This window comes from Verrucosispora sp. NA02020, from assembly GCF_013364215.1.
GTDB lineage: Bacteria > Actinomycetota > Actinomycetes > Mycobacteriales > Micromonosporaceae > Micromonospora.
The window spans coordinates 4808284-4833432 of sequence record NZ_CP054923.1; the positions used below are offsets into that span (position 1 = coordinate 4808284).

At 73.4% G+C, this 25149-nt stretch carries 23 protein-coding genes; 11 read left to right on the forward strand and 12 right to left on the reverse strand.

All coding sequences use genetic code 11. The features are described 5' to 3' along the window. Positions 1 to 30: 30 nt before the first annotated feature. Positions 31 to 942 (reverse strand): hypothetical protein, encoded by a 912-nt coding sequence (locus HUT12_RS21020; protein ID WP_176094468.1) that lies wholly within the window; start codon positions 940 to 942, stop codon positions 31 to 33. Then, positions 929 to 2956, reverse strand: coding sequence for a hypothetical protein (locus tag HUT12_RS21025; RefSeq protein ID WP_176094469.1), 2028 nt, complete (start codon positions 2954 to 2956; stop codon positions 929 to 931). Before HUT12_RS21025 ends, HUT12_RS21020 begins: the two co-directional genes overlap by 14 nt. Before the next feature lie 177 nt (positions 2957 to 3133). Between HUT12_RS21025 and HUT12_RS21030 the strand changes: the two genes are divergently transcribed. The 3 genes from HUT12_RS21030 to HUT12_RS21040 all read left to right on the forward strand — a co-directional run bounded on the left by HUT12_RS21030 (position 3134) and on the right by HUT12_RS21040 (position 6735). After that, entirely contained in the window at positions 3134 to 3865 is a 732-nt protein-coding gene (locus HUT12_RS21030) for a hypothetical protein (protein ID WP_176094470.1), read from the forward strand. A 127-nt stretch (positions 3866 to 3992) separates the two neighbouring features. Next, positions 3993 to 6128, forward strand: a complete 2136-nt coding sequence (locus tag HUT12_RS21035; RefSeq protein ID WP_176094471.1) for a sensor histidine kinase — start codon at positions 3993 to 3995, stop codon at positions 6126 to 6128. Further along, positions 6100 to 6735, forward strand: coding sequence for a response regulator transcription factor (locus HUT12_RS21040; protein WP_176094472.1), 636 nt, complete (start codon positions 6100 to 6102; stop codon positions 6733 to 6735). The genes HUT12_RS21035 and HUT12_RS21040 overlap by 29 nt, the downstream gene beginning before the upstream one ends. 27 nt (positions 6736 to 6762) lie before the next feature. Here the strand turns inward: HUT12_RS21040 and HUT12_RS21045 are convergent, their stop codons facing one another. The 3 genes from HUT12_RS21045 to HUT12_RS21055 form a co-directional block, all read right to left on the reverse strand. Further along, positions 6763 to 7314, reverse strand: a complete 552-nt coding sequence (locus HUT12_RS21045; RefSeq protein ID WP_176094473.1) for an adenylate kinase — start codon at positions 7312 to 7314, stop codon at positions 6763 to 6765. Positions 7315 to 7466: 152 nt separating this feature from the next. Further along, positions 7467 to 8345, reverse strand: coding sequence for a hypothetical protein (locus HUT12_RS21050; RefSeq protein WP_176094474.1), 879 nt, complete (start codon positions 8343 to 8345; stop codon positions 7467 to 7469). 148 nt (positions 8346 to 8493) lie between these two features. Beyond that, on the reverse strand, positions 8494 to 9693 hold the full coding sequence (locus HUT12_RS21055) for an MFS transporter (RefSeq protein ID WP_176094475.1): 1200 nt from the start codon (positions 9691 to 9693) through the stop codon (positions 8494 to 8496). A 58-nt stretch (positions 9694 to 9751) separates the two neighbouring features. On the opposite strand from HUT12_RS21055, the gene HUT12_RS21060 reads away from it, so the two are divergent. After that, a complete protein-coding gene (locus HUT12_RS21060) occupies positions 9752 to 10732 on the forward strand; it encodes a helix-turn-helix transcriptional regulator (RefSeq protein ID WP_131054550.1) in 981 nt (326 codons plus the stop codon). Here HUT12_RS21060 and HUT12_RS21065 read toward each other — a convergent pair. After that, complete coding sequence (locus HUT12_RS21065; protein WP_161595005.1) at positions 10719 to 10856, reverse strand: hypothetical protein; 138 nt, start codon at positions 10854 to 10856, stop codon at positions 10719 to 10721. The two genes, HUT12_RS21060 and HUT12_RS21065, sit on opposite strands and share 14 nt — an antisense overlap. Before the next feature lie 130 nt (positions 10857 to 10986). Here HUT12_RS21065 and HUT12_RS21070 point away from each other — a divergent pair, with 130 nt between their 5' ends. Continuing rightward, a complete protein-coding gene (locus tag HUT12_RS21070; protein WP_131054551.1) occupies positions 10987 to 12171 on the forward strand; it encodes an MFS transporter in 1185 nt (394 codons plus the stop codon). Between the two features lie 20 nt (positions 12172 to 12191). Here HUT12_RS21070 and HUT12_RS21075 read toward each other — a convergent pair whose 3' ends face one another. The 3 genes from HUT12_RS21075 to HUT12_RS21085 form a co-directional block, all read right to left on the reverse strand. Then, positions 12192 to 14213 carry a copper resistance protein CopC gene (locus tag HUT12_RS21075; RefSeq protein ID WP_176094476.1) on the reverse strand — a complete coding sequence of 674 codons (2022 nt, stop codon included), beginning with the start codon at positions 14211 to 14213 and terminating at the stop codon, positions 12192 to 12194. A gap of 118 nt (positions 14214 to 14331) precedes the next feature. Continuing rightward, positions 14332 to 15060: a DUF2470 domain-containing protein gene (locus tag HUT12_RS21080; protein WP_176094477.1), complete on the reverse strand. Its 729-nt coding sequence runs from the start codon at positions 15058 to 15060 to the stop codon at positions 14332 to 14334. A 36-nt stretch (positions 15061 to 15096) separates the two neighbouring features. Further along, positions 15097 to 15810 carry a DUF2470 domain-containing protein gene (locus tag HUT12_RS21085; RefSeq protein WP_254876910.1) on the reverse strand — a complete coding sequence of 238 codons (714 nt, stop codon included), beginning with the start codon at positions 15808 to 15810 and terminating at the stop codon, positions 15097 to 15099. A 47-nt stretch (positions 15811 to 15857) separates the two neighbouring features. On the opposite strand from HUT12_RS21085, the gene rpsD reads away from it, so the two are divergent. The 4 genes from rpsD to HUT12_RS21105 all read left to right on the forward strand — a co-directional run bounded on the left by rpsD (position 15858) and on the right by HUT12_RS21105 (position 19274). Then, positions 15858 to 16466, forward strand: a complete 609-nt coding sequence (rpsD, locus tag HUT12_RS21090; RefSeq protein ID WP_131057764.1) for a 30S ribosomal protein S4 — start codon at positions 15858 to 15860, stop codon at positions 16464 to 16466. Between the two features lie 128 nt (positions 16467 to 16594). After that, on the forward strand, positions 16595 to 16900 hold the full coding sequence (locus HUT12_RS21095; RefSeq protein WP_176094479.1) for a DUF6403 family protein: 306 nt from the start codon (positions 16595 to 16597) through the stop codon (positions 16898 to 16900). Next, a complete protein-coding gene (locus tag HUT12_RS21100; RefSeq protein ID WP_254876911.1) occupies positions 16897 to 18258 on the forward strand; it encodes a hypothetical protein in 1362 nt (453 codons plus the stop codon). The genes HUT12_RS21095 and HUT12_RS21100 overlap by 4 nt, the downstream gene beginning before the upstream one ends. After that, positions 18255 to 19274, forward strand: coding sequence for a hypothetical protein (locus HUT12_RS21105; protein WP_254876912.1), 1020 nt, complete (start codon positions 18255 to 18257; stop codon positions 19272 to 19274). Before HUT12_RS21100 ends, HUT12_RS21105 begins: the two co-directional genes overlap by 4 nt. Here the strand turns inward: HUT12_RS21105 and HUT12_RS21110 are convergent. Both HUT12_RS21110 and HUT12_RS21115 read right to left on the reverse strand, forming a co-directional pair. Then, a complete protein-coding gene (locus HUT12_RS21110) occupies positions 19215 to 20720 on the reverse strand; it encodes a DUF2207 domain-containing protein (protein ID WP_176094481.1) in 1506 nt (501 codons plus the stop codon). The two genes, HUT12_RS21105 and HUT12_RS21110, sit on opposite strands and share 60 nt — an antisense overlap. After that, entirely contained in the window at positions 20720 to 21316 is a 597-nt protein-coding gene (locus tag HUT12_RS21115) for a LemA family protein (RefSeq protein ID WP_176094482.1), read from the reverse strand. Before HUT12_RS21115 ends, HUT12_RS21110 begins: the two co-directional genes overlap by 1 nt. 254 nt (positions 21317 to 21570) lie before the next feature. On the opposite strand from HUT12_RS21115, the gene HUT12_RS21120 reads away from it, so the two are divergent. Together HUT12_RS21120 and HUT12_RS21125 are read left to right on the forward strand one after the other, a co-directional pair. Beyond that, on the forward strand, positions 21571 to 23604 hold the full coding sequence (locus HUT12_RS21120) for an NAD(+) synthase (protein WP_176094483.1): 2034 nt from the start codon (positions 21571 to 21573) through the stop codon (positions 23602 to 23604). A 170-nt stretch (positions 23605 to 23774) separates the two neighbouring features. Continuing rightward, positions 23775 to 24191 (forward strand): cold-shock protein, encoded by a 417-nt coding sequence (locus HUT12_RS21125; RefSeq protein ID WP_131055080.1) that lies wholly within the window; start codon positions 23775 to 23777, stop codon positions 24189 to 24191. A 3-nt stretch (positions 24192 to 24194) separates the two neighbouring features. Here HUT12_RS21125 and HUT12_RS21130 read toward each other — a convergent pair whose 3' ends face one another. Continuing rightward, the gene (locus HUT12_RS21130) at positions 24195 to 25073 is read right to left on the reverse strand and encodes a metallophosphoesterase (RefSeq protein WP_176094484.1); all 879 of its coding nucleotides are present in this window, start codon (positions 25071 to 25073) and stop codon (positions 24195 to 24197) included. Between the last annotated feature and the right edge of the window lie 76 nt (positions 25074 to 25149).

The following is a 25149-nucleotide window of genomic DNA, read 5'->3' on the forward strand; positions in this document are numbered from 1 at the left end:
CCGCCGCTGTCGGGCCGGGCCCCCGCCCGACTAGCGGATCTCGGTCACGTGGGCGCAGGCGAACGGCAGCGACACCGAGACAGCCCCACCCCGGCTCTCGTCGGCCAGGCCGGCGATCTCGACGGTGCCGGCGGGCCGGTCGGCCGTCCCGTCGCGTACCGTCACCTCGGCCCGGAACGAGTCACCGGCGACGAGTTGACTCAGCCCGGCCGGGCGGCGGTTCGGTTCGGCGTACACGGCCGACATACTGGTCAGATAGCGCCCGGAGTGGCGCAGCAGGACCAGGGTGAGCGCGGAGGTGTCGTCGTCCACCTGATACCGGTCGCCGGACCGGGTCAGCACGAACTGGCCCTGACCGCCCACCTTCGCCTCGGTGTCGAAATAGAGGCTCACGGTCAGCGCGCCGTCGGCCTTGGAGCGGTAGCACCGGGTCGTCGCCACCCAGCCCGGTGACGCCCCGGGCAGCCCCCGACCCTCGATGCCGATCTCCCCCCGGGTCACCTCGGCCACGGTGGCCGTGCAGGTGGGGTCGCCCTCCAGGCCGGCGAAGACCAGCCGGTCGCCCCGGCGCAGCAGGTCACCCGCGACCCCGCCGAAGCCGGCCAGCAGGGCCACCTCGGCGCCGCCCAGGGTGCCGAAGGTGAGCCGGTCGACCCGGTGCCACTGACCGGCCGCGAGCATCGCGGACAGGTCCCGGCACCGACGCCCGCTGGCGAGCGTGATCCGGGTGTCGGCGGACTCGACCGGCACCACGTCGGTGGCGAGGTACAGCCCGGGGAAGGCGGCCGGTGCCGCACCGTCCTCGGTCGGACCGGCACCCGCCGGCCGCCCCTCGGGGGTGGTGTCCGGGTCGGACCCGCCGCCGGTGCAGGCGGTCAGCGCCAGCACCACGGCCGCGCCGAGCGTCACCGCCCCGGTGCGCCACCGGTCACGTCTCGTCATGGAAGTACCTCACCTTGGGGCATCGTGGGTCGGTGGTCACCCGGACCACCGGCCAGGAGAGCCTGCTGAACGGGAACGAACTGCCGGCGAGCAGGATCTCGACGTCGCCGACCGGCCGGCCGACCCGGTAGTCCGCGAGTATCTCGGCCCGGGTGTTCAGGAACGGATAGAACCGCAGGACGCCGTCGAGGAACTGGTTGCCGCCCTCGCCCTTCATGATGAAGAACGGTTCCGGACCACCCTGGTTGTTGGGCGTGACGCTGATCCTGTTGGCCTTGCCGGCGAAGCCCTTCGGGACGTGCACCCCGGTCGCCGCGCCGGCCATCTGCAGCAGTTGGCCGCTCTGCGCGCCGCTGTAGCCGGCGGTGCCGGTGAACGGTCCGGCGAGCCCGGCGCAGCTGACCAGGTCGACGTAGACCTTGGGCAGCTTCGCGAGGATCAGGTTGACCTCGCCCGCGCCCTGGGCCAGCACGATGTCGGACCCGTGGTAGGTGACCTCGATGGTGATCTGCTGTGCCGGCAGGCCCGCCTTGACCAGGACGTCCCGGAGCAGGTCGAAGTTCTTGCCCACGCCGAAGCCGACCGGGTTGCTGAGCAGTCCGTAGACGTCGCCCAGCTCGAACGGGAGGCTCTCCTTGTCCAGCGAGGCGATGTAGGTGGCCTGGCCGGTCAGCTTCTCGCCCTCGCCGCTCGGATCCTCGACCGGCGGCTTGAGTTCCAGAGTGGCCACGCCGTCGGCGCCGGTCTTGGCGCCCCGTTGTGACTTCACACTGTCCGCCGAGACCGCCTTCAGCAGTTGGGTGCCGCCCTCCTGGATGGTGCCGACCTGCGGTTGGACAGTGCTGAACCGGACGGTGAAGTCCTTCAGCGGTCCGCTCCTGGGCACGGTGACCCCGGCCAACGCGTAGCAGTCGATCTTTTCGAGCGCCGTCTCCAGGTCGAAGGTCGCGGTCGCGGTCAGCAGGACGTGTTCGGCCCGGCTGCCCGCCGTGTGCTTGAAGTGCGTGCTGGTCTTGTCGGCGCTCAGCGAGAGACGGGCGCCCAGCAGCAACAGGATCGCGCTCGCCGCCGCCGCGGACTTGCCCCACACCTCGTCCGCCTTGCCCACCCGGTCCTGTGCCTCGTCGGAGAGGAACTTGACCAGGTTGTCCTTCAGGTAGCCCTTGACCGAGTCGACGATCCCCTTGGCCACCGGGTCCTGCGGCGACCCGAACCGCCGGGTGAGCGCCTTGCACGGCCCGTCCGAGGCGTACGCGACCCCGCCGCCGACCAACCGGTCGAACGCGCCGGGCCGGGCCGCCGCCCGGGGCTGGGCATCGTCGACCACCTCGACCAGACGGCTGGTGGCGTGCCCGAGCAGCAGGACCGTCTGCAACGGGTCCAGGTACGCCGTGTCCGGGTCGGCACCGGCGAACAGCACCTGCTGCCGGTGCCCCGACAGAGCCCGTACGCCGGCTGCCGCGGTGACGAAGATCGGATGGTGGTCCGGTTCCCGGGCCCAGCCGGCGACGGCGGTGGTGACCTCTGCGAAGGTCATCTTCTTCCGGGTCAGCCCGACCGCGTCCAGCAGCTCGGCGAACTGGTCCACCGTGTACCGGTCCCCCGCCCGGGTGGCGGCGGCCAGCAGCGGCAGCAGCTCGGCGTAGACCGGTGCGTCGTGCAGCGCCACCTGGTCGGGCATCGCCACCACCGGCCCGCGTACCGACACGATCGGGTGGCCGGCGCGGCGCAGCAGTTCGGCGGTGGCCGCCGCCGACCGGGTCGGGTCTGCGGCATGGATCTCGGTGACCAGACGTTCGGCCGCCTCCACCGGATCGGCCGGCAACGTGGCGGCGACCGCTTCGAGGGCGGGACGGTCGACCCCGCCCGACGGCGGTGGATCGTCACGGTCGGCGGTGCAGGCGGAGGCGACGAGCGCCAGACAGAGCAGCGCGATCACCGGTGGTCGCCACCGGAGGCGGGTGACGCCGCGTGGCGCGGGGACACCTCGTGCCCGCCAGGAGGTGCGTGTCATCGGTGTGGGTCCTTTCCCGGCTGGGCGGTGGGGCACCGGGCAGTGCCACCCCCGGCATCAGACCGGCAGGCCGATCCCGGTCACCAGGGACCGATGTCCCGGCCGGTCGGGAACCTCACGCGCCGGTGGGCCGCGACGCCCCATGCGGACCGGGTCGGCCCGGCGGCAGGGTGCGAGGTGACGCACCCTGCGCCCGAGAAGGAGACCACCATGTATCCCGCCACCACGTCGGAGAACCCGCCGAGCGATCCCCCGCCGGCACCCGTACGCCCGCCGCGTCTCTGGGCCCTGACCGGTGCTCTCGGTGGCCTGGTCGGCCTGGTCGGCATCTTCACCACCGCGAGCCTGACCGCCCCCGCCGAGCAGTACCGCGCCGACAACGCCGGCTACGTCGCCGCCCTGGCCGACCGCGCCGGGTACGTCTGGGCCCACCAGGTGGTGACCGTGGTCGCCATCGTCTGCCTGGCGGTCTTCGCGGCCGGGCTGCGGCGGTACCTGGGGGCGCAGGAGCCGGCCGGCAGCCTGGTCCCGACGCTCGCCGCCGGTGGGGTCGGCCTGGTGCTGGTCGGGCTGTTGATCGGCGGCGGGATCTCCACCGAGCTGTTCTTCTCGCTGAACGCGGCGACGGAGTACGACCCGGACGTGATCGCGCCGCAGCTCACCATCTACGCCACCATGGCCTGGCTCTGGGGCGGGATCGGGTTGACCGCCGCCGCGGTCGCGGTCGGCGGGTTCCGGCACGGCTCGGTGAGCCGCTGGTTCGCGGTCTTCAGCGCGGTGGTCACCGTGCTGGTCGCGGCCACCCAGCTCGCGCCGGTGCAGTACATCTCGCTGGTCCCCGGCGGGATCTGGTTGGTCGTCGCCGGGGTGGCGTTGGCGATGCGCCCACGTCCGGGCGGGCGTCCCTGACCGTGCGGGGGTCCTGGTACGGCACCGGCGGGGCCACGCGCGGGCACGAGCCCACCGAGGCGACGGCGGTGCCGGGCCGGTCGCCCGATCCGCCGACCCGCCCGCACGGTCTAGTCTCGGCGACGCCATGACCACCGAGAACACCGCCGTCGCGCCGGTCACGGACGCCGCCCGGACGCGAGCCGTACGCGGACCGCGCCCGGCCTGGTCGCGCCGCGCCGCATGGGCGCTGTGCGGGGCGTCGCTGCAACTGGCCGCCGTCGCGGTGGGTCTGGCGGTGCTCAACGGCGGCTCGGTGGGCGACATGTCACACCTGCTGCTGGTGACCTCGTGCGCGATCGTCGGCGCGGCGATCGCCGCCCACCGTCCGGACAACCCGATCGGTTGGCTGGCTCTGACCAGCGGGTTCTGCTTCTCGCTCCAGGAGGCGTGCGGCCAGTACGCCGCGTACGGGCTGGTGGTGGCACCCGGTCGGGTGCCGTTCGCCGAGGTGCTGGCCTGGCCCCAGAACTGGCTCTGGGTGCCCGGCAACGCGGCCGTGGCGCTGATCCCGGTGTTCTTCCCCGACGGCCGGTTGCTGTCGCCCCGATGGCGGCCGGCGGTCTGGGTGGTGGTGCTCCTCGGCGTCGCCGCCATGGTCGCCGGGGCGCTGCGACCCGGCGCCAACGAACAGGTCAGCCCGGTCGGCGCGGTCAATCCGCTCGGCGTACCGGGTTGGCAACCCGTCGCCGACTCGACCGCTGCCGTGGCCACCCTGGCCAGCGCGATCATCTACGTGGCCGCCGGCTGCGCCGTGGTGTGGCAGGCCCGCCGGGCCCAGGGCGTCCGCCGACAGCAGGTCAAGTGGCTCGGGTACGCGGTCGCGCTCGCGGTCGGTGTGGTGGTCGCCCGACTCGTCGCCGGCCTGACCGACGCGCACCCGACCATCTGGCCGCACGGCAACCTGCTCTGGGACCTGGCCGGTGGTCTCAGCGGCGCGCTGATCATGGTGGCCATCGGCATCGCCGTCCTGCGACACCGGCTCTTCGACATCGACCTGCTGATCAGCAGGACCGCCGTGTTCGTCGCCCTGTCGGTGGCGGTCGGCGGCGCGTACGTGCTGGTCGTCGGTCTGCTCGGGGCCGGCTTCGACGCCTCCGCGAGCCTGCCGGTCTCGTTCGTCGCGGCGGCCGTGGCGGCGCTGATCCTGGCGCCGCTGCGCGGCTGGCTGCAACGCCGCGTCAACCTTCTCGTGTACGGCGAACGCGACGACCCGTACGCGGTGCTGGCCCGGCTGGGGCAGCGGCTGGACCAGACCCAGGACGCCGCCGCCGTCCTCGCCACCAGCACGGCGACGGTCCGCGAGGCGCTCCAGCTCTCCTACGTGGAGATCGAGACGGTCGACGGCCGGTCGTACCGGCTGGGTGTCCCGCCACCGGACCCGGTGCGGCTTCCGCTGGCCGCCCACGACACCGTCGGTCACCTGCTGCTCGGCCCCCGGATCGGGGAGACCACGCTCGGTGCCTGGGAACTGCGGCTGCTGCGCGACCTGGCCCGGCACATCGGGGTGGCGGTGCAGGCGGTCGGTGCCCTGGACCGGGCCCAGTCGCTCGCCGCCGACCTGCAACGCTCCCGCGAGCAGTTGGTGCTGGCACGCGAGGAGGAACGGCGGCGGCTGCGTCGCGACCTGCACGACGGCCTCGGGCCGACGCTGGCCGGGTTGACCATGCGCGCCGAGGCGGCCCAGGAACTCGGACCGGGTCCGCCGACCCAGCGGCTGCTGGAGGAGATCGTGGTGGACGCCCAGACCGCCGTCGCCGACGTCCGGCGGCTGGTCAACGGTCTGCGACCACCGGCGCTGGACACCATGGACGTGATCGGGGCACTGCGGTCGCACATCGCCGGCTGGCCGGACGACGGGCCCCGGGTGGTCTTCGACGCCCCACCGGTGCTGCCGGAGCTCTCCGCGGCGGCCGAGGTGGCCGCCTACCGCATCGCCATGGAGGCCCTCACCAACGCCCGGCGGCACGCCCGCGCCACCCAGGTGCGGGTGCGGCTGCGGGTCTCCGGCGGGCGGCTGTGTCTGGAGATCCGCGACGACGGCCGGGGCCGCCGACCCGACCGGCCGGACGGCGTGGGCATGCACACGATGCGGGAACGGGCCGAGGAACTCGGCGGCTCCTGCGTCGTCACCTCGACACCGGGCGCCGGCACGCTGGTGACCGCCACCCTGCTCACCGGTATGAAGGAGACCGATGGACCAGATCCGGACCCTGCTGGTTGACGACCACGCGCCGTTCCGGGCCGGCTTGCGCGCGCTGCTCGCCACCAGCCCCGACATCGAGGTGTGCGGCGAGGCGGCCAGCGGCGAGGAGGCGCTGGCCGTACTCGCCCGGCTGCAACCCGACGTGGTGCTGCTCGACCTGACCATGCCGGGGATGGGCGGCATCGCGGCCACCGAGCGGATGGTCCGGATGAGCCCGCACGTGCGGGTGCTGATCCTGTCCATGGCCGACGACGACGACTCGGTCTTCGCCGCGCTGCGCGCGGGTGCCCGGGGGTACGTGCTCAAGGGCGCCCGCCGACTGGAGATCATCCGGTCGGTGCGGGTGGTCGCCGACGGCGAGGCGATCTTCGGACCGGCCATCGCCACCCGGCTGATGGGCTACTTCGCCGGGCTGGACCGGGCCGAACCGGCGTTCCCCGAACTCACCGCACGCGAGCGGGAGATCCTCACGCTCATCGCCGCGCACCTGACCAATCCGCAGATCGCGACCCGGCTGGGGTTGAGCACGAAGACGGTCCGCAACCACGTCTCCAACATCTTCGCCAAACTCCAGGTCGCCGACCGCGCCCAGGCCATCAGCGTGGCCCGCCGCCAGGGCCTCTGAGCCGGGGCGGCGCGTTGGTGTGGCGGGTCAGCGGGACGGTGCGCCGGGCGGGCGGGACGGTAGGGCGGCGAGCCAGTGCTCCAGCGCCTGCGGGGTGTCGAACAACAGCACCGGCGGCCCGGCCCGATCCTGCTGCCAGGCGCGCATCCGCGCGCGTTCGCGGGCGTACCCGGTGAGGTGCCAGACCAGGACGGACTCCGAGGAGAGCACGCTGCCCAGCGACTCGCGGTTGCCGTTGCAGATCTCCTCCCGGGTCCGCAGCCGGTCCAGGGTGCGGCGCAGCAGCCACCGGAAGGAGAGCCCACGCGGATAGTCCAGGCCGATCACCAGGTCGGCCCGGGCCAACGGTACGTCCCGCCAGCCGTGGTACGCCCCGTCCAGGATCCACCGCTCCTTGCGGCAGATCGCCTCGATCCGGCTGCGCTGCACCGCGACCGGCACCTCCACCCAGCCCGGTTCCCAGAGCAGGTCGTCGACCGGGTGCCAGGGCAGCCCGAGCCGGTGGGCCAAGTGCTGCGCGAGGGTGGACTTGCCGGAGCCGTGCACCCCGTACACCAGGATGCGAGTCGGGCTGTTCATCGCGCGGCAGCCTACCGAGTGATCTTCGCGCGGTCGACCGGGCCCAGATCTCGGTACGGATCCGCCCCTGGATGGTCACTTGGCACCAGGATCCTGGTCGGCACGGGATCCGCCGGGCGGCCGGTTCACCCGGCCCGGCCGCCCGGTCGGACTCAACGCCGGTTGGCGAGGTCGCCGCAGTCCGACTCGTCGGGCAGCAGCGGCCGCAGGGTGACCCGCCACTGTTTGCCGTCGGAGGTCCACGGCGTCGCCATGTTGGCGCTCGCCGCCGCACCGAGCAGCGTGCGCACCTCGTCACCGGTGACCGTCACACAGCCCAACCCGAGGTCCTTGCTGAGGGCGGCACCGGGCAGTGCCGGCCCCGGCCAGGCCACCTCGGGCTGCTCGCCGGCCTCGCTGTCGGCGACCCACGGCTCGGCGACGGCCGCGACGGCGGTCGGCGCGTACGCGGTGGTGTCCTCCAGGGTGTCGCCGAGCGGGCCCGACGGGTCGGTCAGCGACTCGGCGAAGGCGCGCAGCTTGTCCCGGGCCGACTGCTGCTCGGCGCTCAGGCCGCTGTCGGTGCCGGTGGCCTCGCCGAGCGCGTAGACCTCGGACTCCTCGGCGCCCTTGTCACCCAGGAGGGTGAACCGGGTCGAGGCGGCGTCCGCGACCGGCGGGGTCCCGAGGTCGGAGACTCCCCCGACGCCCGCCGCCCGGGCCTGCGCCACCAGCTTCTCGACCTCGTCGGCGCTGATCGTGCGGACCTGGAGGTTGGGCAGGGCCGGGCCGGGATACTGCAACGTCGTCGGCCCCTCGGTGATCACCCGCCCGTCGCCGTAGACGCTGATCGCGGGCAGGCGGGTGGCCAGCATGGCCGGCGTGACGAACCCGCCGACGTAGTCCATCCGGAACACCACGGAGTCCGCCGAGTAGGAGCGCTCGGGAGAACCGGCGTCGCCCGCGCCGCCGGCCCCCTGCTGGCCGCAGGCCGCCGAGGTCAGCAACAGCAGGGGAAGGACCGCCAGCCGCCCGCTTCGATGAATCTTCATGCCGATCGGACGTATCCGGAGCCCGATCGGTTTCTTCCGCCGTCATCTTTCGCGCGCGTCGGGCGTGGATGTAAGGAAGGGACCCCTTTACCTCACCAGACGTTAGTAGGGGTCCCTTCCTTACATCTCGTCCTCGGCTGTCAGCGCATCAGGCTTGGGCCGGTTCGGCGGTGATCGGCGACACCTCTGGCCGGGTGCGGCGCAGTCCTCGGGTGAGTAGCAGCGTCGTCGCCAGAGACAGGGCGGCCAGCACGGCCACCGCCCGATGAGTCGGCATCACGTCGGCGACCGCGCCGGCCAGCGCCGCGCAGACCGCCTGCCCGGTCAGCATGCCGTTCTGTTGCAGGCCGAGCACCTGGCCACGGGCCTGTGGCGGGGAGTGGGCAAGCAGCCGCTCCTGCAACGGCAGCGAGGCCGCGAAACCGACCGAGGCGACCATGGCGACGAGCACCGCGAGCGGCAGCTCCGGACGGACCAGGAAGGCGAGGTACGGCAACGGCAACAACAGTCGCAGCGACAGCACCCAACGCTGGCGCGTAGCCGGCCCGAGGAAGCGACCCACCAGGACGTCACCGGTGAGCATGCCGAGGGCGCCGGCGGCGAAGAGGAAACCGGCGCGGTCACCGGCGTACGGCAGGAACAGCGCCTCACAGCCGACGACCAGGCCGCTGGGCACCCACAGGTTGAGGTAGAGCGAGCGGCGTCCCGGATCGGCCCACAGTTCCCGGTTGATCCGCATGGTCCGGGCCGTCGAGGTCGACGCGTCCGCCCGGGCCGGTCGCTCCCGCAGCCCGAACCAGGTCACCGCCACCGCCACCGCCCGCAGCACGGTGGCGACCAGGAACACCTGGTACGGACTCAGCCAGACCAGCAGCACGCCACCCGCCCCGAAACCGGCGATCTGCATGACGCCGACGCTCACGTTCAGCGTGGACCGGCCGAGCACGTACGCGCCGGGCGGCAGGATGTCGTTGAGCAGCGCCCAGCGGGCGCCGCCGGTGACCGACCCGACGTACGCGACCAGCAGGATCAGGGCGAACCTTGCCCACAGCGGCAACCACGGCACCGCCTGGAGGGCCGCCCCGGAGAGCGCGACGAGTGCGGCGATGGTCAACGCCCGGCGCGGCGGCAGGCTGTCCGCGGCGGAGAGCAGGGTCAGGCTGCCGAGCACGCTGGCCAGCGGCGCGCCGAACATGCTCAGCGCGGTGAGCAGGGCCGACCCGGTCGCGACGTAGGTGAGCGAGCCGAGAGCCAGCGCCGAGGTGGTGTGCGCGGCGATGCCGGCGCAGTTGGCCACGAAGAGGTTGCGGAACTCGTGGACGGCGAACAGCTCCGAGTAGGTTCTCACTCCGACGATCCTCGGCGCGGGTCGCCGCGCGCCCTACAGTTACGGCTGGAGGCGAAACATGTCCGTCTGGCAGGTACCGGTGGATCTGTTGGCGCACAGCCGCTTCGTCATCTCGCCGATGACCGACACCGTCGCCGCGTTGCGGGCGTTACACAGCCCACGTCGACCGTGGCAGCATGCCTGGCGCCGCCCGCACCTCGACGCGTACCAGCGGATGGTGGCGGCCCGGCCGCTGCTGCCGGCGTTGCTGGCGGCGGCGTTCCAGCCGCGCTGGACCGCCGACTTCCTCACCCTGGCACCCGCGACGGCGGCACCGACGTTCGCCGAGGAACTGGCGGTGGTCGCCGGGCGCGACGACGACCGGATCCGCGCCGACCTGCGGGCGGCCCGCCCGGGTCCACTCGCCGACCTGCTGTGCGGCGATGGCCTGGTCGACCAGGTGTTGGCCCTGCTCGACTGGGTGTGGACGCAGACCGTGCGACCGGAGTGGCCGGCGCGGGAACGCCGCCTGCGGGCCGACGTGGTGGCCCGTACCGCCCGGCTCAGCACCCAGGGCTGGGCGGGCGTACTCGCCGACTTCAAGCCCACCGTGCGGTGGCTCGGCGAGGGCAACCTCCAGGTCAACGACTACCCCGCACCGCCGTTGCCGCTCGACCGGGCCGAGCATCTGGTGTTCGTCCCGGCACACTGTGTGCGCGGCTGGGTGCTGTGGGACCGGCCGACCCTCTTCGGCATGGTCTATCCGGCCAGCGGCATCCTCGCCGACGACAGCCCACCGATGCCGGACGGGCTGGACCGGCTCATCGGCCCGAACCGCGCGGACATCCTCGTCCGGTTGACGAATCCACTGAGTACGTCGCAACTCGCGGCGATCACCGGGCTGTCCCTGGGCGCGGTCGGTGACCATCTGCGGGTGCTCCGCGACGCCGGCATGGTGACCCGGCGGAGGTCGGGCCGGGAGGTGTTGTACTGGCACACCGCGCGCGGCGCCGCCCTGGCCGGGGTCGGCGCGTCGGCCGGACCGGTCATTCCACGGTGACCGTGTACGCGGCCGTGTGCACCTCGCCGTCGACCTGGAAGTCGAAGAACGCGCGGTAAACGGCCGGCGAGGTCAGCAACAGCAGAGGAAGGACCACCAGCCGCCCGCTTCGATGAATCTTCATGCCGATCGGACGTATCCGAAGCCCGATCAGTTTCCTCCGGCGGCAGATCCACCGCGAGCATCGGACAGACGGGTCCTGACACGCGGATGGTGAGGCGGCACGACCGTGCAGGACGTGCCAGGATCGTCGAATGCCGATTCGCGGCGGTTCCGCGCTGACCGCAGTCGCCATGGCCTACGCGATCTCCTCGATGGGTGACCAGGTCGCGCTGGTGGCCTTGACCTTGCGCTTCTACGAGCAGGGCGCCTCAGCGGTCCTGATCTCCGCCCTCGTGGTGGTGGGAGTGCTGCCGATCGTGGTGATCGGGCCGTTGGCCGCGCCGTTGATCGACCGGGTGGAGAGCCGCCGTCTGGTCACGGCGGTCGCCCTGGTGCAGGCCGCCGTGGTGGTGGTCGTGGCACTCACCGATCACGTCGGCGTCACGCTGCTGCTCGTGGCCGCGTTGGGGGCCGGTCTCGCCGTCGTCTCGCCGGCACTGTTGCTCCTGGTGCCCGCAGTCGTCGGTGAGGAACGGGTCGCGTACGGCTACGGGCGCCTGGAAGCCTTCCGGGCGGTCGGGAACGTCCTCGGGCCGGCCCTGGCCGGAATCCTCGTGGCCGCGTTCGGCAGTCGGGGCGCACTGCTGATCGACGCGGTGTCGTTCGTGCTGATGGCGATGGTCGTCACCGCCGTCGCGGTGCGCCGCGAGCCGGTGTCCGGTGCTCGCGCACACTGGTCGCAGCAGGTGCGCGAGGGCGTCGTCGTGCTGGGCCGCAACCGCATGCTGGTCACCGCCGTCTCCGCACTGGCCGCTGCGGTCGTCTTCACCGCCACCATGAGCACCGCCCGGGTGTTCTTCGCCCGCGAGGACGTGGGCACCACCGATGTCGGCTACGGACTGCTGCTCACCGCCCACGCCGTCGGCATGGTGGCCGCGTCGGTCCTCCTCGCGCCCCGCGTGCCGGTGGCCGCCCAGCCGCGCGTGCTCGCGGGAGCCGGGCTCCTCATGGGTGTGGCGCTGACCGTCGTCGCCGTGCTCCCCGTCCTCGCCGTGGCACTCGTCGGCTTCGTGTGCACCGGCATCGCCAACGCCCTGCAGAACCTGGCCGTCCGGAACCTCATCCACGCCGAGGTACCCGCCGAGGTGCGGGGTCGTGCCTTCGCCTGCGCCTCGGCGCTCCTCAACGGCGCCAACCTCTCCGGCACCGCGCTGGGTGGACCGGCCGTGGTGGTCCTCGGCGGCGCGACCAGCCTCCTCGTCGCGGGTCTCGGCGCAGTCGTCGCCACGCTCGCGGCAGCACCGGTCCTGCTCCGCAGGGGTCCCACTACCTCGTAGCGCCCCCGCCGTGAGTCCGGTCACGTCACGGTGACCGTGTACGCGGCCGTGTGCACCTCGCCGTCGACCTGGAAGTCGAAGAACGCGCGGTACCGGCCGGGGCTGGGCGGGGTCAGCCAGAACGTCACGGCGCCGTCGACCAGCTCCTGCTCGGGGTGGACGTGTACGAGACCCAGGTCCCCCTCCCGGATCAGCACCAGGTGCCCGTACGCGCCGAGGTAGCGGTCCAGTCGGGCCGGCTCGGTGCCGCCGGTGCGGGTGACCCGTAGTGCCAGTGGCGTGGTCACGCCCACCGTGGGCGTACCCTCCAGCGCGACCGAGTACGGCCCGGCGGTCGTCTCGCGCTGCGGCGGTGGCAGCCCTGCCGGGGTGTACGCCCCGGGGACGTGGTGGTCGACGCCGAGCACCAGCGGCAGTTGTCGACCGTCGGTGGTGGTGACGGAGAAGTCGGCGTAGACGCGGTAGTCGCCGGCCTTCGCCACGGTCAGCGGGACGCTCCAGGTGCCGTCCGACGCCATCGTCGGGTGCAGGTGCTGGTAGCCGCCGAGGTCGTTGCCGACCACGATCAGGTGCAGCGGCTTCTCGTGCACCACCGCGAACCGGGTGGCGGGCTGCCCGTCGGGGCCGACGATCCGGAGCCGGTAGTCGAGGGCCTTGCCGGCCTGTTGCGTCCGCAGCACCGGCTGGAGGGTGTAGCCGCTCACGCTGACCTCGGTGCCGGTCGCCTGGCCGGTGCCGTCGCCGGGGTGCGTGTGGGGACCGGTGCCCGACGGGTGCTGGTGTCCGTCGCCCGCCACCGCTCCGGCGACCGGGGAACCGGCGGCGGCTGCCTGCTGGCCGCCCGTGCTGGTGGTGCGTGGCTCGCCGGTGCCGAGGCGGCCCAGCCCGAATCCGGCCAGCAGGGCCACCACCAGCCCACCGACCAGCAGCACCAGCCGGGTGTCACCGTGTCGGTTCTCCGGGCCGGTGCGGGCCGGTGCCGAGTCGTCCGGTGGGTCGACGACCGGCGTTTCCCGCTCGGTGGTGGCGAGCGCACCGACCGGGACGCCCGCCGAGGGCCTCCGATCGGCCGCCGACGTCGCGCTTGCGCGCGCCGAGGACGTCGCCACCGTCGAGGTCCGGCCGGCTTTCGCTGTGGAGGCGGTCACCGTGGACGTCTTGACTCCGCCGCCGCCGGGCTTCCGCGCCGACGCCGGCTTCTTCGTGGTGGTCGCCGGGACCGCGCTCGCGCCGGATCGACGTCCGGTGCCGGTCCGGCGGGTGTCACCCCGGGGGCGGGTGGGGCGCGATCGGCCGGCGGGGACGCCGGTGGTGGGGCGGCGACGCAGGACGAGCAGGGCCGCGACCGCCGCGCCGAGCGCCACCGCGCCGGTGAGCCATGCGAGCCATCCGGCACCGCCGCCGCCGTCGCCGGAAGATGAGGGGGGCTCGGTCATAGCCGGTGCGGGGGCCGCCTCGGGTGAGGCGGCGGGCGTCGCGCCGGACCCGGACGTCCCGTGCTGCTCGGCGGCGGCGAGCAGTGCCGGGGCGGGCTGGTCCGTGGGCGCCTGCCAGCCGGCGGGTGCCTTGGTGACCGGTCCGGTGTAGCGGAAGCTCATGGTGCCGCGTACGGTCTCGCCGTCGGAGGCGACGGAGAGGTAGCTGACCGAGTAGCGGCCGGTCGCGGGCAGGTGCGCGAGGGTCACCACCGCCGGGAAGCCGGTGGCGTACTCGCGTGGCTCGAAGACACCGTCGACCAGGAAGTACTCCCGGACCGGGCGGTCCAGGGGTGTGGGTGTCCCGTGTGTCCAACCGTTGTCGACCCGGGCGCCGCCGGGCGCGGTGACGGCGAAGTACGCGTCGTCCCGGACCTGCTCGGTGAATTGCAGTTCCACTGTGGTCAGTGGTGTGTCGACGGTGGCGCCCTCGGCCGGTGTGGACACCGCCAGGGTGCCGTGGGCGGCGGCCGGTGGGGTGGACCCGAGGAGGACGGCGGCCGAGGCGAGGACGAGCGCGAGGAGGCCCGAGACCACGCGTCGGGGAGCCGTTGGGAGTCGACGCATCCGGTCATCGTTGCGACGGCAGGGCTTCGTTCAATAGCCCGTCATCTTTTTATTCAGATAGCAAAAGTTATGCCCTCCCCGACTCAACCTGTCGGCGCCTCCGACGAAACAGCGAGGGTCAGTGCCGGTCGCACGGGTGGAACAGCACCGGATGCAGCCGCTGCACCAGGTCCTCCTGCCCGTTCAGCGGCGGAGTGAAGCAGAGCCGGTAGCAGGCGCTCCCGCCGCTGGGGGTGGGAATCGACACCAGCAGCCCGTACCGGTCCAGCCGCAGCGGACACGGCAGACAGTCGGCGGGCAGGTCGACCCCGGCGGCGACCAACTGCCGCCGCAGGAACGGATAGAACCGGGTGCCGTGGTGGTCGACCAGGTCGACCAGGAGCGGTCGCTCCATCGCGGAGATCGGGTCGGGCGCGGCGGCCCGGTAGTCGACGAGGCGTACCGGCAGGTCCCGGTCCCGGCCGGCGAGCGTGACGCGTTTCGGCACCACCTCCACGATGACCGTCTCCGCACCGATGTCCAGCAGGTCCGGGTCGGGCAGGGTGGCCGCCACCGCGTCGGCGGCGGCGCGGGCGGCGGCCCCGGCCAGCGGGGTCGCCCGGCCACCGACCCGCAACCGGCCCCAGGTCGGCGAGAACGGCAGTGGCGGCACGTCCGCGATGTGCACGAGCACCGAGCCGGTGATGCCGGCGAGCGGCTCGTCCCGTCGGCACAACAGCAGGATGCGGCCGTCGTCGGCGGCACCGTGCCGCACGTCGGTCACGGTCGGCCCGCGGTACGCCACCACGGTGGCAAGCGTCGTGCTGCCGGCCAGGGTGCGGGCGATCTCGGCGCTACTGGGTTGCATGGGCGGGCTCCGTTCGGGCGGACGGCCGGGGTGAGGTCACGGGTGGGGGTGGACGCAGGTGGGGCAGCCGGGCTCGCCGCCGAGCAGGCGGGACAGCCCCGCGCCGACGTCGTCCGGTCCGGTGAGCGGCTCGGCGAAGGCGAGCCGGACGTCCCGGTGCCCCTCGGGCACCTCCAGGCGCAGCACGATCCCGTGCCGGTCGAGCCGCAGCGGGTGGACCCGGCCGGCACCGGCCCGCCGGTCGGCCGGCACCAGACGGGTCAGGCCACCGAGCGTCTCCGGGTGTGCGGCGTACAGGTGACGCAGCAGGTCGGCCTCGTACGGGGCGAGCGGGTCGGGGTCGGCGGCGGCCAGGTCGTCCGGGTCGACGGTGGCGTCGCCGTCGGCGTCGACGAGGTCGGCGGTGGCGAGCGCGAGGAAGGCGGTCACGTCGCCACCGTCGAGGTCGTCCAGGGTGAGCCAGCCGGTGAGCGTGGCCCGCGCCCGGACCCGGTGGCGGGCCGGGACCGGTGCCAGGTCGGTGATCTCGACCAGCGCCGGCACCTCCCCCGTGTCCAGCAGGTGTCGGGCCAGTTCGGCGTGGGCGGGCAGCGCCACCCGGAGCAGCCCGTCGGCGTCGAGGGAGTGCCGTCCGATCAGGTCCGCGCGGTGGCGGGTGGTCCGCAGGCGCAGCGAGTCCGCGGCGGCGAGCAGCGTACGCAGTCGCTCGGCCGGTGTGGCGGTGGTCGCCGCCAGGGGTGCCTTGCTCAATGCCCCACCTCCCATTAGGTTAGCCTTACCTTACTAGAGAGGTGATGATGAACCAGTCCCGCCCGAAGATCAAGCGCTCCCGCCGCCTCGGCATCCCGCTCACCCCCAAGTGCGTGCGGTACTTCGAACGCCGGCCCTACCCACCCGGCGTGCACGGTCGGGCGCGGACCAAGGAGAGCGACTACAAGGTCCGGCTGCTGGAGAAGCAGCGCCTCAAGGCGCAGTACGACCTGCGGGAGAAGCAGCTCCGGTTGGCCTTCGAACGCGCCGTGGGCCGTCCGGGCAAGACCGGCGAGGAACTGGTGATCGACCTCGAGACGCGCCTGGACGCCCTGGTCCTGCGCGCCGGTCTCGCCCGCACCATCTACCAGGCCCGCCAGGCCGTCACCCACGGGCACGTCAACGTCAACGGACGGCGGGTGGACCGTCCCTCGGCCCGGTTGCGCCCCGACGACGTGATCGCGGTCCGCGAGGGCAGCCGCACCAAGACGCCGTTCGTGGTGGCCGCCGCCGGTGCGCACGCCCCGGAACGGACCGCCCCCTATCTCGACGTCGACCTGGCCGGGCTGACCGCACGGCTGATCCGGTTGCCACAGCGCGCCGAGGTGCCGGTGCGCTGCGACGAGCAACTGGTCGTCGAGTACTACTCCCGCTGACCGCGCGGTCCGGCCGGAGCCGCCCACGGGCACCGGCCGGACCACCGGCACCAGGGGTGGCCTGCGGAGGGTTGGTACCGGTGCGCTAGACAGGTAGCCCTACCGACCCCCTCGGATGGCGGGAGCACATGTCACCATCCCTGCTCACCTGGCTCACCGGCGGCGTACTGCTGCTGGGTGCCGGACTCCTCACCACCCTCCTGCCCCGCCTGCGGTCGCGACGGCAGGACCGCCTCGTGGCCTGGTCGACCGCCCGGGCCGCGATCGACAGCGCCACGGTCAGCCGCGACGCGGCGGGCACCCGACTGCCGGAGGCCGACGGCCTGCTGGCCCGCGCCGAACTGCTCGCCGCCGACCGTGGCGGCGTCACGGCCGCCCGCGCGGCGGCCGACTTCGCCCGCCGCGCCGACGCGCTGTGGCAGGCACGGCGGTGACCGCGCCCCGAGGCGTCCGACGCGCCGAACCGCTGCGCTGGGCGTTGCTCGCCGTCGCGGTCGTCGTCCTGGCGGTCTTCCTGCTCGCCCAGCGGCAGAGCATCGATGTGAGCTACGGGCAGTCACCGGCGGTGTCGAGGCAGGTCGAGGAGGGCTCCGCCGGTGAGCTGAGCGACGCGACCGTGCCGTCCACCGAGGAGATGACCGCCCTGGTCGACGCCGACCCGGTGGTACGCCTGCCGGGTGCCGTCGCCCGCTGGGACGAGCGGCGGGTACGGGAGGCGATCGGCGGCGAGGACACCCGGATCCTGGTCGCCCCGACCGGCCTGGACGAGGAGGAACGCAAACGGGTCCGCGAGGTCGAGAACGCCACCGTCCGGGTGATCGGTACGCAGGTGAGCGGCGGCATGTTCCAGGCCACCCCGGACACCCTGCCCGGCTGGCGGGCCCAGTTCGCCACCGGCGACGTCACCGACCAACTGGTCGCGCTGATCACCGCGCTGCGCAAGGTGCCGCGACCGGCGGACCAGGACACGCTGCGCTGGCGTGACCCGAGCGGGACGGAACTCGACACCGTTACCGCCGACCTCCGCGCCGACGGGCTGCACGTGGCGGAGGGCGCCACGCTGCGCCAGGTGCCGAAGGACGCCGACACCGCCTTCCCCGACGGCGCCTGGTACGTCGCCCTGCCCGCCCAGCCGTACGGCGAGCCGCTTCCCGCGTACGGGCCGGCGCTGCACCGACTCTTTCCGGACCAGCCGCTGGTGGTGATGTACGGCAGTTGGGTCGAGTACCACGGTCCGGGCGCGGCGGACTTCGCGGAGCTCGCCGGGACCAGCTTCTACGCCCACTTCGGCGACCGGCTCAGCCGCTACGACTATCCGCAGCAGAACGTGCTCGGCGTCTACCTGGGCCGGGTCACCGACATCCGGTACGCGGGCCTGTTCGACCGCCCACTGCCCTACCGGCCGTTGGATCCGCTGCGGGTGGCGCTGCCCGCCCTGCCCTGGATCTTCGCGGCCTGTGTGGCGGGCTTCCTGGTGCTGTCGATCCGGTCGCTGCGCCGCTCGGGCACCCGCCCGGGTGATCCGCAACGCGGTGGCGTGCGGGCCCGGCTGGCCGGTCTCACCGCGCTCGCGGTCGAGGCGTCGCTGCTCACCGACGCGCGCAGCAACCCGGCGCTGACCCGGGGCATCGGCAAGCTCGAAGCGGCCCGGCAGGCGCTCGACGAGGGACTCCCGGACAAGCACGTCCGGCGGTTGCTCGACGACGCGACGGCGGAGCTGGACGACACCGCCCGCCTGACCGGCATCCCCGAGTTCCGCCCCGACCTCTATCTCCAGGGGAGGCTGTCGTGACCGCCACGCTGCGACGCGGCCTGGCCGCCCTGGTCGGCACCACCTTCGGCTGGGCGGTGCTGGCCTGCCTGGTGCTGGCCGGGTGGGCGCTGTGGTCGGGCGGGATCCTGGACGGCCCGATCGCCCGCGAGGTCCGCGCCTCGTCGCTGTACGTCGCCCCCGGGGTCGACCTGGACCGGCCCGCCGCCGAGCGGGTCGTCGGCAACCGCCGGCTGGTGGTGCTGTTGATGTCGCCCGGCGACGACCTGCGGGCCGCCTGCGACCAGACCCGGCAGGCCGCGAAGGGGACGCTGGTGCTGGCGATGAGCCGCGACGGCGACGACTGGGACACCTACGGCTGCTCGCGCATCCGCCAGCGCGACAGCAAGGACTTCGGCCGGGCGATGGTCGCGGAGACGATCATCGGCCGGGGTGTCGACTCGTTCGTGGACCAGCCGGTGGAGGCGCTCAAGGTCATCGTGGTCAACTACGACCTGCTGGTACGGGCCGGCACGGTCCCGGACGGGGCACGCACGATCAGCCCCTCGCTGCCCCGGTACCTGCTGGCCGGCGCGGCGGTCGGCGGCGTGGTCGCCGGTGCCGCGTCGCTCTGGTTCGCGGGACGGCGGGCCGGCCGGCTGGCCGCCGCGCGGCGACGCCGACGCGACGACCGGGCCGACGAGCGCAGCGCGCTCAGCGCCGCGACAGCCGGGTTGGCACAGCAGATCGTCGACCTCGACCAGCGGTACGGCCAGCTCTCCGCCCGCAGCACGGGCCGGGGATACGCGCGGCTGGTCAGCGACTACACCCGGCTGCTCGGCGAGTTCTCCGACGCCGACGCGGGCGACGTCACCGTGGAGCGGCTGCGGGGCCGGGTGGACGAGCTGGCCTCGCGGGCGACCATGCTCGCGCGGGAGGCGGCGGCCCGGACCGGGGACGGTGCGGGGTCCGACGACCGGTCGGCGCGGCGGTCGACGTCACGGCGTGGCGGTCGGCGGGGGCGGCGGCGCGACCGGCCCGGATCCACCACCGGCTGACGGCGGGCCGACGGGGTCGGGCGCGACCGTGCCGGTGGGGAGCCGGGAGCGGCCGTGCCCGACCACCGACAGCTCGACGACCCGCCGTGACCAGGGCCGTACCCGCAGGGTCACCATGTCGCCGTCGTGGCAGCGGCTCGCCCACTCGCTGGGCAGCCCCCACGCGGTGGTGCGGTCGGCGGTGCCGTCGTCCACGGCCAGGTAGTGCAGCCAGGGCCGGGCCGGACGGTTCTCGCCCTGAGTGGTGCTGCGCCACACCTCGATCCAGAGCACCTCACCGGTGACGGTGCGCTCGGTGACCAGGTCCACCAGGGTGCGGACCACGGTGTGGATCCCGGAGAGCAGCACCAGGACCGTCAGCACGACGACGCCGTTGCGCACGAGGTCGAAGATCCGTGCGGCCTGGTTCACCGTCGACGGGGTGAGGGTGAACGTGGGACCGACGGCGTTGAGCAGGAAACCGCCGACGGCGATGCCGATCACGCCGCCGGCCAGCAGGCGCGGCACCGAGCGGCCGTAGCGGAGCAACAGCCGGGGATAGCGGACGCGGACCCGGCGCCACGTGCCGCCGTACGACGACCAGACCGACGTGCGGTCGCCGAGGCCGAGGTCGAGCACCGCGCTGGCCAGGTGGGTGGCGCCGACGGCGGCACCGTAGCCGAGGTAGCGGTCCCAGATCGCCACCGCGGCCGGCGGCAGTTCGTCGAACTGCTCGTGCCCGCGCAGCCAGTCCCGGACACCGAGCCACCGGGTCGCCACCTGACGGCCGAGCGCCGTGTCGCGTTCGCCCGGTGACGCCCCGGCCAGCGTGGAGAACAGGACGAACACGGCGATCCCGGCGATGAACGCGTGGTTGCCCGAGGTCGGATGCCAGCTCGCCAGGTGCAGCGCGGCCAGGCCGACCACCACGGCGGCGACCAGCGCCGTGCCGACCAGCAGACCGGTCACGCGCGGGCCGAAGCGCCGCCGGGACAGCCCGGCGGCACGGGCGTCGGCGACCACCTGCCCGCGCAGCCGCTTGTTCCACGCCCGGGCCCGGGCCTCGTCGCGGAAGGTCAGCGCGGTCAGTGGCAGGACGCCGTCCACCGCGAGCCCCCGCACCCGGTCGAGCACCAGTCGCTCGTACGGACGCAGCCCGGCCTCGTCGGGCGGAGCCGCCGGCAGGTGCACCGTGCTCTGCATCGGGTCGGCACCGGGTTGGCGTACCTCGAAGAAGCCCCGGGCGGCGAGGTCGAGCAGGGTCGCCTCGGCGGCGTCCTCGGTCAGCGACCAACGGTTGACCAGCAGGTTGACCACGGCGGGCGGTTCGGCGCCGAGTTCCGGGGTGGCCGGCGCGGGCGACACGGCGGCGGGCCGGGTGACCCACCGGAGCACACCGTAGAGCAGCAGCCAGCCGGCGAGGGCGCCCAGCCCCACCGTCAGGTCGAGCAGGAGACGACCGTCCATCACGCGCCCGGGCCCGGGAAGCGGACTCCGACGGTGCCGCGCTCGCCCGTCCCGGCCTCGAAGTAGTCCCGCGTCCGGAAGCCGGCCACGCGGGCGACCAGGTTGGTGGGGACGGACTCGACGGTGGTGTTGTACGTCTGCACCGCGCTGTTGTAGAACTGCCGGGCGTAGGCGATCCGGTCCTCGGTACGGGACAGTTCGGTCTGCAACGCCGCGAAGTTCCGGTCGGCCCGCAGATCCGGGTACGCCTCGGCGAGCGCGAGCAGTCGGCCGACCGCCTCGGTCAGCACGGTCTCGGCACCGGCCCGACCCGCCAGGCCGGGCGTGGTGGCGGCGGCCAGCGCACCGCTGCGGGCGGCGGACACCGCCGTCAACGCGTCGCGCTCGTGCGCCGCGTACCCCTTGACGGTCTCGACCAGGTTCGGGATCAGGTCGTGCCGGCGGCTGAGCTGCACGTCGATCTGGGCCCAGGAGGCCCGCACCTGGTTGCGGCGGCGGACCAGACGGTTGTAGGCGACCGTCGCCGCACCGAGTACGGCGACCACCAGCAGGCAGAACAGCCCGCCGACGAGACTCGCCACGACGTCACTGCCCATTCCTGCCCCTCCGGTGCCGCACCTGCACGCCGCGACCTGCGGTGACCGGCGCGAGCGGGCCGGACCCCGGTGTCGGCGGTCCGGCCGGTCCGATCATGGGGATCGGGCCCGGGGGACACAATCAGGCGAACGGTCGGTGACCGGATGCGACGCGTCGCCTGCGTCACAGCGGCAGCGTCGGTCAGCGGCAGCGTCGGTCAGCGGCAGCGTCGGGTCCCGGCCGGGGCCGGGACGGGTTCGGCGATGATGGTGCGGTGAACTTCCGCTCCGTCTACCAGCACGGGTTCGTCCGTGTCGCCGCCTGCACCGGGCGTACGCGCATCGCCGAGCCCACCGCCAACGCCGAGGCCGTCTTGCGGCAGGCCCGCCGGTGCGCCGCCGAGGGGGTGGCCGTGGCGGTCTTCCCGGAACTGGGCCTGTGCGGCTACTCGATCGAGGATCTCCTGCTCCAGGACGCGGTGCTGGACGAGGTGGAGACGGCGCTGGCACACCTGGTGGCGGAGTCGGCGGAGCTGCTGCCGGTGCTCGTCGTCGGTGCGCCGCTGCGGCACCGGGGCCGGGTCTACAACTGCGCGGTGCTGGTGCACCGGGGTCGGGTGCTGGGCGTGGCGCCGAAGTCGTACATCCCGAACTACCGGGAGTTCTACGAGGCCCGGCAGATCGGCGCGGGGGTCGACGAGCGCGGCGGGACGATCCGGCTCGGCGGCGCCGAGGTGCCGTTCGGGGTGGACCTGCTGTTCACCGCCGAGGACGTGCCCGGCCTGGTGCTCTACGCCGAGGTCTGCGAGGACCTGTGGGTGCCGGTGCCGCCGAGCGCCGAGGCGGCATTGGCGGGCGCGACCGTCCTGGTCAACCTCTCCGGTAGCCCGATCACGGTGGGTCGGGCCGAGGACCGTCGGCTGCTGTGCCGGTCGGCGTCGGCGCGCTGCCTGGCCGCGTACGTCTACGCGGCGGCCGGTCTGGGCGAGTCCACCACGGACCTGTCCTGGGACGGCCAGACGATGATCTACGAGAACGGGGTCCTGCTCGCCGAGACCGACCGGTTCCCGGCCGACGAGCGGCACGCGGTGGCCGACGTCGACCTGGACCTGCTGCGGCAGGAACGGCTCCGGATGGGCACGTTCGACGACAACCGGCGGGCGCACGCGGGACGCACCGGCGGCTTCCGCGAGGTGCGGTTCCGGCTGGAGCCGCCGACGCGGGACCTCGGGCTGCGGCGGCGGGTCGAGCGGTACCCGTTCGTGCCGTCGGATGCGGCGCGCCTGGCGCAGGACTGCTACGAGGCGTACCACATCCAGGTCGCCGGCCTGCACCAGCGGCTGGCGGCGACCGGCGACCCGAAGGTCGTCATCGGGGTCTCCGGCGGCCTGGACTCGACCCACGCCCTGATCGTCGCGGCACGGGCGATGGACCGGGCGGGCCGGCCGCGCAGCGACATCCTCGGGTTCACCATGCCGGGCTTCGCGACCAGCGCGCACACCCGCGACAACGCCCACAAGCTGATGCGCTCGCTCGGGGTCACCGCGACCGAGCTGGACATCACCGCCACCGCGCGGCTGATGCTCCAGGAACTCGGTCACCCGTTCGGTGCCGGCGAACCGGTCTACGACGTGACGTTCGAGAACGTGCAGGCCGGGCTCCGCACCGACTACCTGTTCCGGCTCGCCAACCAGCGCGGCGGCATCGTGCTCGGCACCGGTGACCTGTCCGAGTTGGCACTGGGCTGGTGCACGTACGGCGTCGGCGACCAGATGAGCCACTACAACGTCAACTCGGGCCTGCCGAAGACCCTCATCCAGCACCTGATCCGGTGGGTGATCGGCAGCGGCCAGTTCGACGAGGAGGTGGGCGAGACGCTGCGCGCGGTGCTGGACACCGAGATCAGCCCGGAGCTGGTGCCGGGCGCGGAACTCCAGTCCACCGAGAGCAGCATCGGCCCGTACGCGTTGCAGGACTTCACCCTCTTCCACGTGCTGCGCTACGGCTTCCGACCGTCGAAGATCGCCTTCCTGGCCTGGCACGCGTGGCACGACTCGGCGGCGGGCACGTGGCCGCCCCACTTCCCGGAGCACAAGCGGGTCGCCTACGACCTGCCGGAGATCCGCCGTTGGCTGGAGGTCTTCTGCCGCCGGTTCTTCGGCTTCGCCCAGTTCAAGCGCTCGGCGATGCCGAACGGCCCGAAGGTCGTCGCCGGTGGTTCGCTCTCCCCGCGCGGCGACTGGCGGGCGCCGTCGGACGGTTCGGCGCAGGCGTGGCTGCGCGATCTCGCCCGCTGGGACGCGGACTGAGTGGACGGTGTGGACGCGGCCCGGACGATGGTTCGGACCGGCCACCGGACGTAGGGTGAACTCACCGAGGGCTTCCGCTTCACCGCCGCCGATGAAGCGGCGGTGGGCCGGCACGGGGTCGGGATGCGGCGGTACGGCGGCGGGTGGCAGGTCAGTGGAGGGGAAGTGCTGTGGCGGTAGGGCGCGTGGTCCGGTTCGACGAGGTGAAGGGGTACGGGTTCATCGCCCCGGAAGAGGGTGGTGAGGACGTCTTCGTCCACGCCAACGACCTGATGGAGGGCAAGCAGGCCATCACACCGGGCACCAGGGTGGAGTTCCAGATCAAGGAGGGCGAGCGGGGCCTCAAGGGCTACGACGTCCGGGTCGTCGCGTCGGAGCGCCGTCCGCTCGCCGCCCCGGTCGCGACCGCCGACACCGAGGAGTACGACGAGGACGCCACCTGTGACGTGCTCTCCGCCGCGGCGCTGCGCGCCGAGGTGACCGAGGCGTTCATCCAGGCTGCCCCGGACCTCACCGCGGGTCAGATCGTCCGGCTGCGGGACCAGGTGATCCGCATCGCCACCCGGCACGGGTGGACCGAGGGCTGAGGCTCAGCCGACCCGACCGCTGCCGACGTCCGGCGTACGGGTCGCCGACGCGCCGCCGAACACCACCGTGCGCGGCAGCTCGGGTCGTCCGCCCCGGGGCTTCCACTCGCGCGGATAACCCAGCGACACCTCCTGGAACGGCACCTCGTCGTGCCAGGTCGTCCGGGGGATGTGCAGGTGACCGTAGACCACCGCCGCCGCCCGGTACCGGACGTGCCAGTCGGCGGTCAGTTCCGTCCCGCACCACTGGGCGAACTCCGGGTGGCGCAGCACGTCGGTCGGTTCGCGGACCAGCGGGTAGTGGTTGACCAGGACGGTCGGCAGGCTCGGGTCGCAGGCGTCCAGGCGCTGCCGGGTGTACGCCACCCGCTCCCAGCACCACGCCTCGCGGCTCGGGTGCGGATCCGGGTGCAGCATGAACTCGTCGGTGCAGACGATCCCGGTGGCGTACGCCCGCGCCAGCGACTCCTCCTTGGTGGTGGTGCCGGGCGCCCGGAACGAGTAGTCGTAGCCGACGAAGAGCGGGGCGACGACCACCGGCCCGCCGGGCCCCCGCCAGACCGGGTACTCGTCCTGCGGGGTGTGCACGCCGAGCGTGCGGCACAACTCGACGAGGTGGTCGTACCGCTGCTCGCCGCGCAGGTCCACCGGGTCGTGCCGGGGGGTCCACAGTTCGTGGTTGCCCGGTGCCCAGACCACGGTGTGGAAGCGTTCGGTGAGGGTCCGCAGGGTCCACTCCACATCGGCGTACGCGTCACCGATGTCCCCGGCGACGAGAAGCCAGTCCTGGTCGGAGCGGGGTCGCAGCTCCGCAGCGATCTGCCGGTTCTCGGCGTAGCCCACGTGCAGGTCGCTGACCGCGAGAAGCGTGCCGGCACCCATGTCCTCGTCCACCCCCGGTCTGCGGCCCGTCGCCGCCCCGCAACGGTAGTCGTACCGGCGGTGGACGAACAGCCCG